This is a genomic window from Dactylosporangium sucinum, assembly GCF_014647515.1.
GTDB lineage: Bacteria > Actinomycetota > Actinomycetes > Mycobacteriales > Micromonosporaceae > Dactylosporangium > Dactylosporangium sucinum.
Genome location: NZ_BMPI01000030.1, coordinates 63,170 through 78,685, shown reverse-complemented (window position 1 = coordinate 78,685; position 15,516 = coordinate 63,170). Strand labels below are relative to the sequence as shown.

18 protein-coding genes are annotated in these 15,516 nt (G+C 74.7%); 9 read left to right on the top strand and 9 right to left on the bottom strand.

Features of this window, described 5'->3' with window-relative positions; translation table 11 throughout:
• Nucleotides 1–79 precede the first annotated feature (79 nt).
• Nucleotides 80–532, top strand: a complete 453-nt coding sequence (locus tag IEZ31_RS28375) for a DUF2231 domain-containing protein (protein ID WP_190253051.1) — start codon at nucleotides 80–82, stop codon at nucleotides 530–532.
• Here IEZ31_RS28375 and IEZ31_RS28370 read toward each other — a convergent pair.
• Nucleotides 529–705 carry a DUF6767 domain-containing protein gene (locus tag IEZ31_RS28370; protein WP_190253050.1) on the bottom strand — a complete coding sequence of 59 codons (177 nt, stop codon included), beginning with the start codon at nucleotides 703–705 and terminating at the stop codon, nucleotides 529–531. The two genes, IEZ31_RS28375 and IEZ31_RS28370, sit on opposite strands and share 4 nt — an antisense overlap.
• Nucleotides 706–863: 158 nt before the next feature.
• On the opposite strand from IEZ31_RS28370, the gene IEZ31_RS28365 reads away from it, so the two are divergent.
• The 5 genes from IEZ31_RS28365 to IEZ31_RS28345 all read left to right on the top strand — a co-directional run bounded on the left by IEZ31_RS28365 (nucleotide 864) and on the right by IEZ31_RS28345 (nucleotide 5,423).
• Entirely contained in the window at nucleotides 864–1,133 is a 270-nt protein-coding gene (locus tag IEZ31_RS28365; protein ID WP_190253049.1) for a metal-sensitive transcriptional regulator, read from the top strand.
• 219 nt (nucleotides 1,134–1,352) lie between these two features.
• Nucleotides 1,353–2,723: an MBL fold metallo-hydrolase gene (locus IEZ31_RS28360; protein WP_190253048.1), complete on the top strand. Its 1,371-nt coding sequence runs from the start codon at nucleotides 1,353–1,355 to the stop codon at nucleotides 2,721–2,723.
• Entirely contained in the window at nucleotides 2,720–2,929 is a 210-nt protein-coding gene (locus IEZ31_RS28355) for a DUF8730 family Cys-rich protein (RefSeq protein ID WP_190253114.1), read from the top strand. Before IEZ31_RS28360 ends, IEZ31_RS28355 begins: the two co-directional genes overlap by 4 nt.
• Before the next feature lie 185 nt (nucleotides 2,930–3,114).
• Nucleotides 3,115–4,536 carry a glycine hydroxymethyltransferase gene (locus IEZ31_RS28350; RefSeq protein WP_190253047.1) on the top strand — a complete coding sequence of 474 codons (1,422 nt, stop codon included), beginning with the start codon at nucleotides 3,115–3,117 and terminating at the stop codon, nucleotides 4,534–4,536.
• Between the two features lie 488 nt (nucleotides 4,537–5,024).
• Entirely contained in the window at nucleotides 5,025–5,423 is a 399-nt protein-coding gene (locus tag IEZ31_RS28345; protein WP_229835922.1) for a nitroreductase/quinone reductase family protein, read from the top strand.
• On the opposite strand, the gene IEZ31_RS28340 is transcribed toward IEZ31_RS28345, so the two are convergent.
• The 3 genes from IEZ31_RS28340 to IEZ31_RS28330 all read right to left on the bottom strand — a co-directional run bounded on the left by IEZ31_RS28340 (nucleotide 5,401) and on the right by IEZ31_RS28330 (nucleotide 8,510).
• Nucleotides 5,401–6,600, bottom strand: coding sequence for an RNA polymerase sigma factor (locus tag IEZ31_RS28340; protein WP_190253046.1), 1,200 nt, complete (start codon nucleotides 6,598–6,600; stop codon nucleotides 5,401–5,403). The two genes, IEZ31_RS28345 and IEZ31_RS28340, sit on opposite strands and share 23 nt — an antisense overlap.
• 163 nt (nucleotides 6,601–6,763) lie before the next feature.
• Nucleotides 6,764–7,105, bottom strand: coding sequence for a VOC family protein (locus tag IEZ31_RS28335; protein ID WP_229835921.1), 342 nt, complete (start codon nucleotides 7,103–7,105; stop codon nucleotides 6,764–6,766).
• A 58-nt stretch (nucleotides 7,106–7,163) separates the two neighbouring features.
• Nucleotides 7,164–8,510 (bottom strand): rhodanese-like domain-containing protein, encoded by a 1,347-nt coding sequence (locus IEZ31_RS28330; RefSeq protein ID WP_190253045.1) that lies wholly within the window; start codon nucleotides 8,508–8,510, stop codon nucleotides 7,164–7,166.
• A 57-nt stretch (nucleotides 8,511–8,567) separates the two neighbouring features.
• Between IEZ31_RS28330 and IEZ31_RS28325 the strand changes: the two genes are divergently transcribed.
• Nucleotides 8,568–9,191, top strand: a complete 624-nt coding sequence (locus IEZ31_RS28325) for a class I SAM-dependent methyltransferase (protein ID WP_373294706.1) — start codon at nucleotides 8,568–8,570, stop codon at nucleotides 9,189–9,191.
• Between the two features lie 72 nt (nucleotides 9,192–9,263).
• The gene (locus IEZ31_RS28320; RefSeq protein WP_268241694.1) at nucleotides 9,264–10,652 is read left to right on the top strand and encodes a serine/threonine-protein kinase; all 1,389 of its coding nucleotides are present in this window, start codon (nucleotides 9,264–9,266) and stop codon (nucleotides 10,650–10,652) included.
• Nucleotide 10,653: 1 nt separating this feature from the next.
• Here the strand turns inward: IEZ31_RS28320 and IEZ31_RS28315 are convergent, their stop codons facing one another.
• The 3 genes from IEZ31_RS28315 to IEZ31_RS28305 form a co-directional block, all read right to left on the bottom strand.
• Entirely contained in the window at nucleotides 10,654–11,031 is a 378-nt protein-coding gene (locus IEZ31_RS28315) for a hypothetical protein (RefSeq protein ID WP_229835920.1), read from the bottom strand.
• A gap of 161 nt (nucleotides 11,032–11,192) precedes the next feature.
• Nucleotides 11,193–12,719: an MFS transporter gene (locus tag IEZ31_RS28310; RefSeq protein WP_190253041.1), complete on the bottom strand. Its 1,527-nt coding sequence runs from the start codon at nucleotides 12,717–12,719 to the stop codon at nucleotides 11,193–11,195.
• Between the two features lie 63 nt (nucleotides 12,720–12,782).
• Nucleotides 12,783–13,364, bottom strand: coding sequence for a helix-turn-helix domain-containing protein (locus tag IEZ31_RS28305; RefSeq protein ID WP_190253040.1), 582 nt, complete (start codon nucleotides 13,362–13,364; stop codon nucleotides 12,783–12,785).
• A 77-nt stretch (nucleotides 13,365–13,441) separates the two neighbouring features.
• Here IEZ31_RS28305 and IEZ31_RS28300 point away from each other — a divergent pair, with 77 nt between their 5' ends.
• Nucleotides 13,442–14,053: a class I SAM-dependent methyltransferase gene (locus IEZ31_RS28300; protein WP_190253039.1), complete on the top strand. Its 612-nt coding sequence runs from the start codon at nucleotides 13,442–13,444 to the stop codon at nucleotides 14,051–14,053.
• Nucleotides 14,054–14,064: 11 nt separating this feature from the next.
• Here the strand turns inward: IEZ31_RS28300 and IEZ31_RS28295 are convergent, their stop codons facing one another.
• Entirely contained in the window at nucleotides 14,065–14,529 is a 465-nt protein-coding gene (locus IEZ31_RS28295; protein ID WP_190253038.1) for a DinB family protein, read from the bottom strand.
• A gap of 11 nt (nucleotides 14,530–14,540) precedes the next feature.
• A complete protein-coding gene (locus tag IEZ31_RS28290) occupies nucleotides 14,541–15,452 on the bottom strand; it encodes an SDR family oxidoreductase (RefSeq protein ID WP_190253037.1) in 912 nt (303 codons plus the stop codon).
• Nucleotides 15,453–15,516 lie beyond the last annotated feature (64 nt).

The window sequence follows — 15,516 nt, the reverse complement described above, 5'->3', positions numbered from 1 at the left end:
CCACGCGCACGTCTAAGAATGCTCCAAGAACCAGGCGGCACAGTGACGACGACACCCGTCAGACGAGGAGGAGTCGTCCGTGCCCGACACCGTCAACGGCCTGCCGCTGCACCCGCTCGTGGTGCACGCCGTGGTCGTCCTGCTGCCGCTGGCCACCGTCGGCGTGATCGCGATCGCGGTCCGCCCGGCCTGGCGCGCCCGATTCGGGCCGGTCGTCATCGGCCTGGCCGCGCTGGCCGCCGCGGCGATCCCGATCGCCACGAGCACCGGCGACCAGCTGGCGGGACGCGTCGGCGTGCCGCACGACCACGAGGAGCTCGGCGACAGCCTCATCCTCTTCGCGCTGCCGCTGCTCGCCGCCGCGGTGGCCGTGGTGTGGACGAACCGCACGTCGTCCCGCGCGGTGCTGCGCAGGACGGTCGCGGCCCTCGCCGTCGTCGTCGCGCTGGCCAACCTGGTCCAGGTCGTGCGGGTCGGCGAGTCCGGCGCGCGGGCCGTGTGGGGCACCAGCACGGCCACCGGCCGGCGTTAGGGCTCGCGCTCCCGCTGTCGGAAGTCATGCAGACCGGCCCGCAGCTCGTCGTCCGTCATCACGAGGTACACCAGCGGACAGTCCTGCGGGCCGGTCGTGTTCAGCTGGCAGAGCGTGCACGGCTCGCCCGGCCGGAGGGGGCACCGCGCATCGGGCCGGCGTCTGCTCGTCACAGCTCCTCCAAGGTCCTCACCGTCCACGATGCGTGAGGTCCGGTCCGTGCGACAGGACCGAAGGTCCCGGGCTCGCGGGTCACTCCGGCCTGTGTCAGCGAACCGGGTGGGCCGGGTACCCTGGGGGGTATCGGTCCGCGGGTGGTAGGAGGCGTGGCGTGGAGATCGACGCTGAAGCGCTCGGCGACGTGATCAAGCGGCTGCGCCGCGCCGAGGGACAGATCCGCGGCGTGATCGCGATGCTGGAGGAGGGGCGCGACTGCGCCGAGGTCGTCACCCAGCTCGCCGCCGTCTCCCGCGCCCTGGACCGGGCCGGATTCAAGATCATCGCGACCGGGTTGCGGCAGTGCCTCACGGCGGAGGAGTCCGGCCAGAAGCCACAGCTCGACGTCGCCCAGCTGGAGAAGCTGTTCCTGTCCCTCGCCTGACGGAGCAGCCGGGACCTTCGACCCGCCACGCACGAGGCCGCGGCCGGCGTGGCGATGCTCGGCGCCCCTGATCGGGACCTGATCACAGCCTGGTCGCGGGCACGCGACGGCTTCTTGAGCATACCTATGGGGGTATCCCGGCGAACGTGTTCCACGGCATCGCGGTACAGTTGGCATACCCCCCGGGGTATGCGCCACCGCTGTGAAAGGACCGGTCCCGTGCCGAATGTTCTGCCCATCGACACCCCGTCCCTCGGCGACCGCGGCTACCTGGTCCACGACGGCCAGGTGGCCTTCGTCATCGACCCGCAGCGCGACATCGACCGCGTGCTGGACCTCGCCGCCACCGAGGGCGTGACGATCACGCACGTCTTCGAGACACACCTCCACAACGACTACGTCACCGGCGGGCACGCCCTGGCCCGGCGCACCGGCGCCGCCTACCACCTCAACGCCGACGACCCGGTCGCGTTCGACCACGTGCCGGTCCGCGACGGCGACGTCATCGCCGTCGGAGCGCGGATGCGGGTCCGGGTGCGGCACACGCCCGGCCACACCTTCACGCACCTGGCCTACGTCCTGCAGGCGGACGGCGCGGACGTCGGCGTGTTCACCGGCGGATCGCTGCTGCACGGCGCGGTCGGCCGCCCCGACCTGCTCGGCCCCGCGCACGCCGAGACCCTCGTGCACCACCAGTACGCCTCGGCCAACTGCCTCGCCGCCGAACTGCCCGACGCCGCGGCCGTCTACCCGACCCACGGCTTCGGCAGCTTCTGCTCCGCCACCCAGTCCGACGCCGCCACGTCCACCATCGGCCGGGAGAAGCAGACCAACCCGGTCCTGACCACGCCCGAGCGCGAGTTCGCCGACGAGCTGCTCGCCGGCCTGGACGCCTGGCCGGCCTACTACGCGCACATGGCCCCCGCGAACCGCGCCGGTCCGCTCGAGCCCGATCTCAGCCCGCCGCAGCGCGCCGACGCCGAGCAGCTGCGCCGGCGCATCGCCGCCGGGGAATGGGTCGTGGACCTGCGCAACCGCGTCGCCTTCGCCGCCGGGCACGTCGCCGGCACGCTCAACTTCGGCCTCGACGGCAGCTTCGCCACCTACCTGGGCTGGCTCATCCCGTGGGGTACCCCGCTGACCCTGCTCGGCGAGACCCCGCACCAGGTCGCCGAGGCCCAGCGCGAACTCGTCCGGATCGGCATCGACCGGCCGGCCGCCCACGCCACCGGCGGTCCCGCCGAGTGGGCCGGCGGGGACCGGCTCGCCACCTATCCGCGCGCCACGTTCGCCGACCTCGCCCAGGTCCGCCACCACCGGCCCGTCGCGGTGCTGGACGTCCGGCGCAACCTCGAACACGCCGAGAGGCACCTCACCGACGCGGTCCACGTTCCGCTGCACGAGCTGCTCCACCGGTTCGACGAGGTACCGACCGGCGAGGTCTGGGTCCACTGCGCGGCCGGCTACCGCGCTTCCGTCGCCGCCTCGTTGCTGGCCGCCGCCGGCCACCGCGTCGTGGCCGTCGACGACGAGTTCGCCAACGCGACGCTGGCCGGGCTGCAGCTCGCCTCCGGCACCGGCCGTTCATGACCGGCCGGCTGAACACGCTCACCAACACCACTCTGGAGCACACGATGTGTCGACGCGCCACCTGCAACACGTGCGGCAAGGCCACCTACACCGGATGCGGCAACCATGTCGACGAGGTCCTCGCCGGCGTCCCCGCCGCGCAGCGCTGCACCTGCGAGCCCAGGCGGCCGGCCTCGGGCCTCCTCGCCTGGCTGCGCCGGCGCTGATCGAGCGCTTCCGCTGCGCCGGGCTTTCTCAACGCGGCGGCGCTGCGTCGTGAGCGTGCCGGCGGTCCTGGATGCGCGGGTCCAGCGCCTGCGGGTTGGGCACCGAAGAATGCCGGAGCGTCACGGAGGGTCAGGGTGAGGTGGCCGGGTCGGTCGCGGCCGGTGGCCGGGCCTAGGCTCCAGGGGTGACACTGAACGCAGAATCGACCGCATTCCGGGCCGCGCTGGAGGCCGTGCGGGCCGTGGAGCCGCGCATCGCCGACGCGATCGCGAAGGAGCTGCACGACCAGCGCGAGTCGCTGAAGCTGATCGCGAGTGAGAACTACGCGTCGCCGGCGGTGCTGCTGGCGATGGGCAACTGGCTGTCCGACAAGTATGCCGAGGGCACCATCGGGCGCCGCTTCTACGCCGGATGCCAGAACGTCGACACCGTCGAGGCCGTCGCCGTGGAGCACGCGAAAGCGCTGTTCGGGGCGCCGTACGCGTACGTCCAGCCGCACTCGGGCATCGACGCCAACCTGGTGGCATACTGGGCGATCCTCGCCGACCGGGTCGAGGTCCCCCACCTGCGCAAGTTCAGCAAGCGGCAGGTCAACGACCTGACCGACGCCGAGTGGGCGCAGCTTCGGTCCGCGTTCGGCAACCAGCGGATGCTCGGCATGTCCCTCGACGCCGGCGGGCACCTCACCCACGGCTTCCGCCCGAACATCTCCGGCAAGATGTTCGACCAGCGCAGCTACGGCACCGACCCGGCCACCGGCCTCATCGACTACGCCGCCCTGCGCGAGTCCGCCCGCGAGTTCAAGCCCCTCGTCATCGTGGGCGGCTACTCGGCGTACCCCCGCAAGGTGAACTTCGCGACCCTGCGCGAGATCGCCGACGAGGTCGGCGCGACCCTCATGGTCGACATGGCCCACTTCGCCGGCCTCGTGGCGGGCAAGGTCTTCACCGGCGACTTCGACCCCATCCCACACGCCCACATCGTCACCACCACCACCCACAAGAGCCTGCGCGGCCCGCGCGGCGGCGCCGTCCTCGCCCAGCCCGAACTCGCCGACCAGGTCGACCGCGGCTGCCCCATGGTCCTCGGCGGCCCACTCAGCCACGTCATGGCCGCCAAAGCCATCGCGTTCGCCGAGGCCCGCCGCCCCGAGTTCACCACCTACGCCCAGCAGATCGTCACCAACAGCCAGGCACTCGCCGAAGGCCTGACCAAGCGGGGGGTACAGCTGGTCTCCGGCGGCACCGACAACCACCTCGTCCTGCTCAACGTCCACCCGTTCGGCCTCACCGGCCGCCAAGCCGAGCAGGCCCTGCTCGACTCCGGCGTCGTCACCAACCGCAACGCCGTGCCCAACGACCCCAACGGCGCCTGGTACACCTCCGGCATCCGCATCGGCACCCCCGCCCTCACCAGCCGCGGCCTCGGCACCGCCGAGATGGACCAGATCGCCGAACTCATCCACACCGTGCTCGCCAACACCACCCCCGCCGGAGACTCCAAGGCGAAGTACACCCTCGACCCCGCCCTCGCCGACCGGGTCAGCAAGCAGGCCACCGAGCTGCTCGCCGGCTTCCCGCTCTACCCGACCGTCTCGCTGGACTAGGTGCCCCGGGCCGGCGTGGTGCTCCCGCGCCGGCCCGCCGGCTCTTTCCGCCGCGCTGCGCTCTTCCCACCCAGGCGCTCTTCCCGCCCCGCGGCCTCCCGCTCCGGCGCTCTTCCCGGCCAGCTCTCCGCGCCCCGCTCTGTGCGCCCCGCTCTTCCCGGCCCGCGATCTTGGAGTTGCGGTCCCGGATTTATCGGACAAATCCCCATAAGATCGGGACCACAACTCCAAGATCGCGGAGCGCGGAACGTGTGGGGCGCGGAGAGCGGAGAGCGGAGAGCGGAGACCGCGCGCCGGCGATGCGGCGGCGAGCGTGGCGCGGGCTACGGTGGCGCGCGGCACGGAAAGCGCGCGGCGCGGCGTCCTGCACCGGGTGGGCCTGGCGCTCGACCTGGTGGATGCCGCGGGTCCGGCCCGTGACAAATGTCAGTGGCGTTCGTGTATGGACCGATGTACGGCAACCCGGTCGGTCGCTGGAGACTGAGCGCATGCCATTCATGAAGAGCGTGATGATCGCGATCCACAGGCGCACCGGGGACCGGGTCGCGGGAATGGACCTGTTGTACCTCACGACCGTCGGTGCGCGGACCGGGCGCGAGCGGGTCTCGCCGATGGCGCGCTTCGCCGACGGCGACGGGGCATGGCTCGTGGTCGCGTCCAACAACGGCAGCGACAAGCATCCCGCGTGGTACCACAACCTGCGCGCCCACCCCGACCAGCTCTCGTTCGAGGTGGGCGGCAAGCGCGTGCCCGCCCGCGCCGAGGAGCTCGCTGGCGCCGAGCGCGAGGCCGCGATGCAGCGGATCACGGCGAGCCAGCCGCGGTTCGGGCAGTACGTCCGCAAGACCGCCCGGACGCTCCCGGTCATCCGCCTGACGGCGCGGTAAGCCGCCGCAGGAGCAGCTCCCGCTCGGCCGGGTTCGCGGTGAGGCGCAGGGCCCGCTCGTCGGCGGCCCGCGCCTCCTCCGGGCGGTCGAGGTCGCGCAGCAGCTCGGCCCGGGCCGCGTGGCACAGGTGGTAGTCGTCGAGGTCGGCGGCCAGGTCGTCGACCTCGGCGAGCGCGGCGGCCGGGCCGGCGACGTACCGCAGCGCGATCGCGCGGTGCAGCCGGGTCACCGGCGACGGCGCGAGGTACAGCAGCATGTCGTACAGCACGACGATCTGGGTCCAGTCGGTGTCCTCCCACCGCCCGGCCTCGGCGTGGCAGGCGACGATCGCCGCCTGCACCTGGTACGGGCCGGGGCGGCGGAGGGCGGCGGCGCGGGCGATGAGCCGGCCGGCGTCGGCGATGGCCTCGTGGTCCCACCGCGTGCGGTCCTGGTCGGGCAGCCGGACGAGGTCGCCCGCCGGGGTGAACCGGGCCGCGGCCCGCGCCCGGTGCAGGCGGATGAGGGCGAGCAGGCCGATCACCTCGGGCTCGTTCGGCATCAGCCCGTGCAGCAGCGCGGCCAGGAACTCGGCGTCGTCGGCGAGGTCGCGGCCCAGCTCCGGGCCGGTGGGCAGGTACGCCTCGTTGAACAGCAGGTACACCACGGCGAGGACCTCGCCGAGGCGCTCGGCGAGTTCGTCGGGGCCGGGGATGCGGTACGGGATGCCGGCGTCGCTGATCTTCCGCTTCGCGCGGGTGATCCGCTGCGCCACGGTGGTCTCGGGCACCAGGAACGCCCGGGCGATCTGCGCGGCGGTCAGGCCGCACACCACCCGCAGGGTGAGCGCGACCTGGGCGGCGCGCGGCAGCGCCGGGTGGCAGCAGGTGAAGACGAGCCGCAGCCGGTCGTCCGGCTCGGGCTCGGCCGGCCACGGCACCAGGGCGAGCTTCGCGTGGTGGCGCCGGTCCCGGCGGAGCAGGTCGAGGCCGCGGCGGCGGGCGACGGTGTACAGCCACGCGTCGGGCCGGTCCGGGATGCCCTCGAACGGCCAGTGGGTGAGCGCGGCCTCGACGGCGTCCTGCACCAGGTCCTCGGCGGTGGAGAAGTCGCCGACGAGCGGCACGAGCGCGGCGGCCAGCCGGCCCGCGTGGTCGCGCACCACGCGGGCCAGCTCTCCGTGCGACGGTGACGTCATCCGGCGATCGGGCGGATCTCCACCACCGGGCAGCCGGGCCACGAGACCCCTCTACCGGAACAGCTCGGACAGGCGCCGGGCCAGCTCGTCCGGGCCCACGTCCTCCAGGTGGGTCCCGATGGTCCAGGCGTGGCCGAACGGGTCGACGATGAACGCGTCCCGGTCACCGTAGAACTGGTTCTCGGGGGCCCCGGTGCAGGGTGGCCCCGAGCTCCACCGCGCGGGCCACGACGGCGTCGACGTCCTCGACGTAGAGGTACTGGAACACCGGCGTGCCGGCCAGCCCGCCCGCCGGCGGGGCCTGGACGCCGCGGTTCGGGTCGGCGTCCTCGACGATGAGCACGGCGCCGCCGATCTCGATCTCGGCGTGGACGATGCTGCCGTCCGGGCCGGGGAACCGCATGCGTTCGGTGGCGCCGAACACCGCCGCGTAGAAGTCCAGCGCCCGGGCGGCGCCCTGGACGACCAGGCACGGCATGAGCCTGCGTGACGTGTCGGGAATCATGGCTCTCCTTCCTCCTACAGTGCAGACGTCGGGGACGCGGCCCGGTACGACATCCCCCTCAAGATTTTTCGGTGGTGAGGCGGGCGCCGTGGGCGGCGGCGAACTCCGCCGGGCCGCCGCGCAGCACGGTCAGGCCGGTGTGGCCGGCGCGCTCCAGGATGCTGGCGGCGGTCATCGCCCGCTCGCCGTGCCCGCAGGCGACGACCGCGCCGGCCGGGGCGTCGGCGGCGCGCCCGGCGAGCACGCCCAGCTCGACGTGCCGGGCGCCGGGCACGTGCCCGGCGGCGAACTCGGCCGTCTGCCGCACGTCGAGGTACGGCCCGGCGGGCGTCCGGCCGGCGGGGAGGAACGCGGTCGTTGCCGTCCTGGGGATCTCGCCGCAGAGCCGTCCCACGAGCCGTTCATAGCCGATCTTGTACCCCTGGGCGACCAGCTCGTCCGGGTCCTGGTCCTCGCCGAGGACGACCGCGACGGGGGTGTCGGCGGGGACCAGCCAGCCGAGCCACGTGGCGAACCGGCCGCGCAGCGGGATCGACAGCGACCCGGGCACGTGCCCGGCCGCGTAGTCGGCCGCGGGCCGCGCGTCGACGATCTCGCCGCCGGCGGCGAGCAGGGCGCGGACCTGCGCGGCGTCGAGCACGGGCAGCCGCGGGAGGCCGGCGAGGACGGCCGGGCCGCGCCGGTTGGCCTCGGCGAGCCGGTCGAAGTAGGCCGGGTAGCTGCCCAGGCCCGCGGTGAGCAGCCGGGCGAAGGCGTCCTCGTCCTCGGCCGCGAGCAGCGGGTTGTCCCGCCGCTGGGCGCCGATGGTGCTGGTGCGGGCGGTGCCGGGCGGGGCGGCGCAGAACGAGCCGGCGCCGTGCGTCGGCCACACCCCGGTGTCGTCGGGCAGGGCGGCGAGCCGGTGCAGCGAGCGGTACTGCGCGCGGGTCAGCTCCTCGGTGCGGTGCGGGCCGAGCAGATCCGTGCGGGCGGCCGAGTTCACGATCAGCGACCCGCCGGTGAAGACGCCCAGCTCGCGGGGGCCGTCGAGGAGGAGGAACGCCAGGTGTTCGTCGGTGTGCCCGGGCGTGGCGAGCGCCCGCAGGGTGAGCCCGCCGAGGTCGACCTCGTCACCGTCGCCGAGCCCGGTGTGCGGGAACGCCCGCCGCCCGGCGGCCGAGGCCAGCACGACGGCGCCGGTGTCGTGGCGCAGCTGCACGGCGCCCGACAGGAAGTCGGCGTGCAGGTGGGTGTCGGCGGCGTAGGCGACCCGCACCCGGCGCCGGCGCGCGGCGGCGAGCAGCGCGCGCAGGTCCCGGCTGGCGTCGACGGCGAGGGCGCGGCCGTCGCCGAGGTCGACGAGGTAGGCGGTGTTGCCCAGGCCCTCGTCGGCGATGGGGACCAGGTGCTCGTCGGTGAAGGTCACCCTTCCAACGGTGCCACCGCAAGTACACTTCCGAGTCGACAACGGAGGTGGATGTCCGTGACCGCTCCCGACGACGAGACCGCCAAAGTCCTGCGCGCCTGGAACACGCAGGCCGCCGTGTACGACAGGCAGATCGCGTTCTTCGAGCGGATCTGGTTCGGCGGCGGCCGCGAGTGGCTGGCCGCCCGCGCCCGGGGCCGGGTCCTGGAGGTCGCGATCGGCACCGGCCTCAACCTGCGGCACTACCCCGACGGCGTCACCCTCACCGGCGTCGAGCTGAGCCCGGCGATGCTGGCCATCGCCCGCCGCCGCGCCGCCGACCTGGGCGTCGACGCCGACCTGCGGGAGGGCAACGCCGAGGCGCTGTCGTTGCCCGACGAGTCCTTCGATACCGTCGTCTGCGCGCTGTCGCTGTGCGGGATCCCCCGCCCGGCCGCGGCGATCGCCGAGATGCGCCGGGTCCTGGTGCCCGGCGGGCGGCTGCTCCTGCTCGACCACATCGGCAGCACCTGGCCGCCGGTCCGGGCCGCGCAGTGGCTGCTGGAGCGGGTCACCATCCGGACCGCGGGCGAGCACTTCACCCGCCGCCAGCTGCCGCTCGTGACGGCGGCCGGGTTCGAGATCGTGGAGCGGGAGCGACGCAAGGCCGGCACCGTGGAGCGAATCCACGCCCGCAAATGACCCTCGTGTCCGCCGACACCGTGACCGAACGGTGATGTGTAGGTTCCGCCGGTCCGGGAACGGGTCGAAGCCATGCGGCGGCGGGTGCTCGGTGGGCGGTACCACCTGGATGATGTGCTGGGTGTCGGCGGTATGTCGACCGTCTGGCGGGCCACCGACGACGTGTTGTCCCGCAACGTGGCGGTCAAGCTGCTGGCCGGTCGCTTCGCCGGCGACACCGGGTCGCGGGAGCGCATCCGGGTCGAGGCGCGGGCCGCGGCGGCCCTCGCTCACCCGAACGTCGCCCAGGTGTACGACTTCGGGGAGACCGTCGAGGACGGGCGGCGCACCCCGTACGTGGTGATGGAGCTGGTCCCCGGCCCGACGCTGGAGCAGCGGACGGCCGGCGCGCCGCTGCCGCCGGCCGTCGTGTTCCGGATCTGCGCGGAGGTCGCGGCCGGGCTGGCCGCCGCCCACGCGTCGGGCATGGTCCACCGGGACGTGAAGCCCGCCAACGTGATTCTCGCCCCGACGGGCGCGAAGGTCGTCGACTTCGGCATCGCGGCGGCGGCCGGCGCCGGCGACCTCGACGACGAGGTGCTCGGCACCGCCGACTACCTGGCCCCGGAGCGGCTCACGTCGGACGCCGTCACGCCGGCGTCCGACGTCTACTCGCTCGGCATCCTGCTGTACCGCCTGCTGGCCGGACGGCTGCCGTGGAACGCGGTCGGGAACACCGACCTGCTCGACGCCCACCTGCACACGCCACCCGCCCCGCTGCCGCGGCTGCCCGACGTGCCGGCCGAGGCGCTGGAGCTGTGCCTGCGGTGCTTGGCGAAGCGGCCGGCCGACCGGCCCTCGGCGGCCGAGGTCGCCGCCGCCCTGGCCGAGGCCGCCGGGGTGCGGACGGTGACCGACGACCTCGCCCACAGCGTCGCGCCGCCGGCCAGGGACGGCGGGCCGTCGACGATCCTGGTCCGACCGGCGGGCGCGCCGGCCGCCGGGGAGCGCCGCCGGCACCACCGCGTCGCGGCCGGCGTGCTGGCCGCGGCCACGGCCGCCGTCGTGATCTGGACCCTCACCCCGGAGCCGGACACCTCGACCCCGGTGCCGGTCGAGGCCAACGCCCTCGCGGAACCACCGGCGACACCGGCCACCGCCGGCGCCGCCCCGCCGGGCCAGCCGCCGGCGAGCCCGCCGGCGGCGACGAGCACCCCGCCGACCAGCATCGCTCCCGCACCCGGGAGGGCCGCCACCGGCCAGGCGGAGACCTTCAGCTCCGCGGGCGGCTCGGTCGAGGCGCGCTGCACGCCGGCCGGCCTGGCCGAGCTGCTCGCCTGGTCCCCGGCCGCGCCGTACAAGGTCGACTGGACCAACCCGGGCCCGGCCGCGGCCGCGACGGTCGCCTTCACGCACGGCCACCGCACGGCGGCCGTGACGGTCACCTGCGCAGGCACCACCCCCGTCGCGACCACCAAGTAGGTCACCGGTACGTCAGGTCCATGGTGTCGGTGTGGTCGGCCCAGGTCAGCGTCAGGTGCCAGCAGCCGGCCCGGGGCAGGTCGATGATCGACGGGCCCGGGCCGCCGGCGACGCGGCGGGTCTCGGTGCGTGCCGATCCGTCCAGCTTGGCGTCGATGACGAGGTCGCCCGGGGGCGCCGGCGCCTTGGCGACCCAGAGGATCTTGTTCGACGGGCCGTCCGGGCGGGACACCGCCAGGGGGTGGCCGAAGATGGCCGCGACGATGTCGCCGCGGTCGCCGAGGACGTGGGGCATGCTCGAGTCGCCGGAGAAGCCGGCGCGGGCCCACTCCGGCAGCGGGCCCGTCGCCACCGGCGAGCCGCAGCCGGTCCGGCTCACGGACGGTGACGGCGGCGGTGCGGAGGACGCGCCGGCGGTACACCCGGCGAGCGTGCAGGCGAGAAGGAGCGGCAGGGTTCGCACACCCGTCAGGAGTCACCGCGCGGCCCGGCGGTTCCCGGCACGCCGAACGCGCCGACGGCCACGGCGCGCCGTGGCCGTCACGAGCCGGGCCGGCGGGCGGGGCCGCGCGCGACGACGTAGGCGAACAGGACCGCCATGACGGCGACGCCGGTCCACATCGCGCGCTGCCAGCCCTCGACGAAGGACTCCTGGGCGGCGCGGATCACCGCCTGCGCCTGCGGGGCGGCGGCGAGGGCGGTGGCGATGCCGTCCCGGGCGGCGTCGGCCGTGGCCGGGGGGACGCCGTCGAGCCGGTCGTCGATGGCGCCGCGGTAGCCGGCGGACAGGATCGCGCCGAGCAGCGCGACGCCGAGGGCCGTGCCCAGCTCGCGCGTGACGTCGTTGAGGGCCGACGCCACGCCCTGCCGGTCGCGGGGCAGCGCCGACGTGACGGCCTCGGTGGAGGGGGTCATCGTCAGGCCCATGCCGAGGCCCATGGCGACCATGCCGGGCAGCAGCGACGAGTAGCCGCCGTCGACGGAGACCAGGGCGGCCATGAGGGCCAGGCCCGCGCCGCTGAGCAGGATGCCGGTCGCCATCGTCGCCCGCGGGCCGACGCGGGCCGCCAGCCGTGGGGCGAGGCCGGAGGCGAGCATCATGAGCAGCGCCATCGGCATGAGCGCCAGGGTCGAGCGCAGGCCGGACCAGCCGAGCACCGCCTGGAGGTACGGGAACAGGACCACGAAGACGCCGGCCTGCACCCCGAAGAGGACCAGCAGCGCCACCGAGCCGCTGGCGAGGCCGCGCTCGCGGAAGAGGCGGACGTCCAGGAGCGGGCCCGGGCGGCGCCGTTCCCACGCGACGAAGGCGGCCGCGCCGGCGACGCCGGCGAGGAGGCCGGCGAGCGTCTCCGGCGCGGTCCAGCCGCGCTCCGGGCCCTCGTGCAGCGCCAGGATCAGGCCGACCGCGGCGACCACGGAGGTGAGCGCGCCCACGACGTCGAACCCGTGCCGCGACGCCTCGCGCGAGTTCGGCACGGCGCGCAGCGCGAGGACGGCGGCCACGGCGACCAGCGCGACCGGCAGCACGAACAGCCACCGCCAGCTGGCGACGTCGACGAGCAGCGCCGACAGGTACATGCCGAGCAGGCCGCCGCCGCCGGCCACGCCGGTCCACACGCCGATCGCCTTCGAGCGCCGGTCGTCGGGGAACGTCGAGGTGATGACGGCCAGCGTGACCGGCATGATCATCGCGGCGCCGACGCCGGCCAGGACGCGTGCGCCGACCATGACCGCGGCCGACTGGGCGAGACCGGCCGCGGCGCTCGCCGCGCCGAACACGGCCAGGCCGGCGAGCAGCACCGGCTTGCGGCCCCACCGGTCGCCGACCGCGCCGAGCGGCAGGAGCAGCGCGGCGAGCGTGACGGTGTACGCGTTGATGATCCACAACACGGTGCCTTGCGAGGCGTCGAACGCGAGCGCCATCTCCTGCTGGGCGACGTTGAGCCCGGACACGGACGCGATGACCGCCATGAGGGCGACGCAGACCGCGACGAGGATCGCGCGCAGCCGGCGTGGGTCGTGCAGCGCCGGGTCGGCCGGCGGGGAGGAGACGAGAGGAGTCATGCCCGAAAGCTAGCGCCGCTTTGCTGAACTGGCACCGATCCTTGCCGAAACCGCAAGACCCGCTCACGACTCGGCGTGGGCCCGCTCCCCCTCCTGGTCGAACATGGTGAGGATCTCGACCGGGCCGCCGAGCGCGCCGATGGAGTGCGGGATCATCGTGGAGAACTCCGCCGCCTCGCCCGCCCGGACGGCCAGCTGCCGCTCGCCGAGGTACAGCACCGCGGTGCCGCTGAGGACCGTGAACCACTCCCGCCCCGGGTGCACGGCGAGATGGCCCGGCCCGGTGCGCCGCTCGGCGGTGATCCGCATCTTGGCCACCAGGCGGCCGGCGTGCTGGGCCGCGTCGCGCGAGAGCACCCACGTGGTCAGGCCGGGCTCCTGGTGCTGCACCGGCCGGATGATCACGTCGGCGTCGTCGACCGGCTCGACGAGGTGGTCGATCGTGGTGCCGAGCGCCCGGGCGAGCGCGACGAGCTGCTCCAGGTCGATGCGCCGGTTGCCGGTCTCGATGCGGCTCAGCGTCGACGGGCTGATGTGGCACCGGGCGGAGAGCGAGTCGAGGCTCCAGCCGCGCGCCTGCCGCAGCCCGCGGATGCGCTGGCGGACGACGTCGGCCAGCTCGATCTGGGAGTCGGTCTGGGACATGTCCGCCAGGCTACCCGGCTTCTTGCCAAAACTGCATGAGATCTTGCCGGTACCGCGGCAGGCCGTAGCGTGGAGGGATGACCGCATCGTTCGACCCGCAGTGGTGGGAGCAGCACTACCGGGAACACGCGCCGCACGACCACGGCTCGCCGAGCCCGCAACTGGTGGCCGAGGTGACCGGCCTGCCCGCCGGCACGGCGCTCGACGCGGGCTGCGGCCGCGGCGCCGACGCGGTCTGGCTGGCCCGGCAGGGCTGGCAGGTGACGGCGGTCGACGTGTCGCCGACCGCCGTCGGTGACGCCGAGGCCCTCGCGGGCGACCTCGGATCGCGCATCGAGTGGGTCGTGGCCGACCTGACCACCTGGCAACCGCCGCAGCGGTACGACCTGGTGGTCAGCCAGTACGTCCACCCGACCGTGCCGTTCGGCGCGTTCGTCGCGCGGCTGGCCGAGGCGGTCGCCCCGGGCGGGACGCTGCTCGTCGTCGGCCACGACCACGCCGACGGGCACTCCGCGGCCCACGCACCGCGGCCGGCCTCGATCACGCCCGACGCGGTGACGGGCGCCCTGCCCGCGGAGGCGTGGGACGTCGCCGTGGCCGAGTCGCGGACCCGCGCGGCCGGCCACGGCTCGCACCGCACGACCATCGAGGACCTGGTCGTCAAGGCCCGGCGCAGGCCCCTGGCGTGACCCGGACGGCGTCAGCCCCGGGCGGCCAGGACCTGCTCGCGGAGGATGTCGGCATGGCCCATGTGCTGGGCGAGCTCGCGCAGCATGTGCAGGTAGATCTGCCACAGGCGGCGCTCGCCGCGCCCGGCGACGACATCGTCGAACGCCAGGGCGGCCGCGTGCTGCCGGGACACCTCGCACCTGGCCCGGTACGCGGCCTGGACGGACGCGATCGTGTCGGCCTGCCGGAGCGTGAACGACCGGTCGGGCGTCGAGGCGATCCCGATCTCCCGGGACGACCGGCCGGTGATCGCCTCGTCGAACCACACGCCCTCGACGTAGGTGACGTGCTTGACGAGCCCGAGCAGGGTCGTCTTCGACGGCACGAGACGCGCCCGCGCCTCCTCCTCGGTGAGCCCGTCGAGGCTGTCGTGCAGCCGCGACCGGTACTCGTCGAGCAGCGCGTCCAGCCGCGCGCGGACCTCGTCCGTCACCATGTGGGGTCAGGTTACGCGGCCGCGCGGAAGTAGTGGCCCTTGTCCAGGTCGTCGAGCAGGCCGGGCTGGGTGGGCTGCCAGCCGAGCAGCTCGCGGGTCTGCTCGGCCGACGCCGGGCTGTCGATGCCGATGAGGCCGGCGAGCCAGGTGAAGTGGTCGGGCTCGACCGGCGCCACCGGCACGTCGAGGTGGCGGCCGATCACCTCGGCCACGGCACGGATCGGCACGCCCTCGTCGCCGACCGCGTGCAGCACCGATCCGGCCGGGGCCCGCTCCAGCGCGAGGCGGAACAGGTGGGCGGCGTCGAGGCGGTGGACGGCCGGCCAGCGGTTGGTGCCGTCGCCGAGGTAGCCGGACACGCCCCGCTGCCGCGCGCTCGCCACGATGGCGGCCAGGAACCCCTGGTCGCCGTCGCCGTGCACGGTCGGCGGCAGCCGCAGCACCGACGACCGCACGCCCTGACCGGCCATGGCGAGCGTCGCGTGCGCGGTGCCCTGACGGACGCCGGGCCCGGTCTCCGCCGCCGGGTCGGGGGCCAGCCCGTCGCGCTCGGTGGCCAGCCGGCCCGGTGCGACGCCGAGCAGGCCCGAGGCCAGGACGAACGGGCGGTCGGAGCCCGCCAGGGCCGCACCCATCGCCTCGACCGCGCGCCGGTCGGCCTGCGCGGCGGCCAGGAAGCCGCCCGAGAACGCGACGTCGTGCTGGAACGCGAGGTGGATCACGCCGTCGGCCGCGGCGGCCGCGCCGGCCAGGACGTCCAGCTCGTCGAGCGTGCCGCGGCGCACCTCGGCGCCCGCGGCGGTCAGGGCGGCGGCCGCCCGGTCGGAACGGGCCAGGCCGACGACCGAGTGGCCGGCGGCCAGCAGCTCGGGAACGGTCGCGGAGCCGATCCAGCCGGACGCGCCGGTGACGAACACACGCATTGCGGTACCCCCATCATGTCAGTGGCTGTCATCAGCCTAGCGCGCTATGTCAGCCACTGCCATC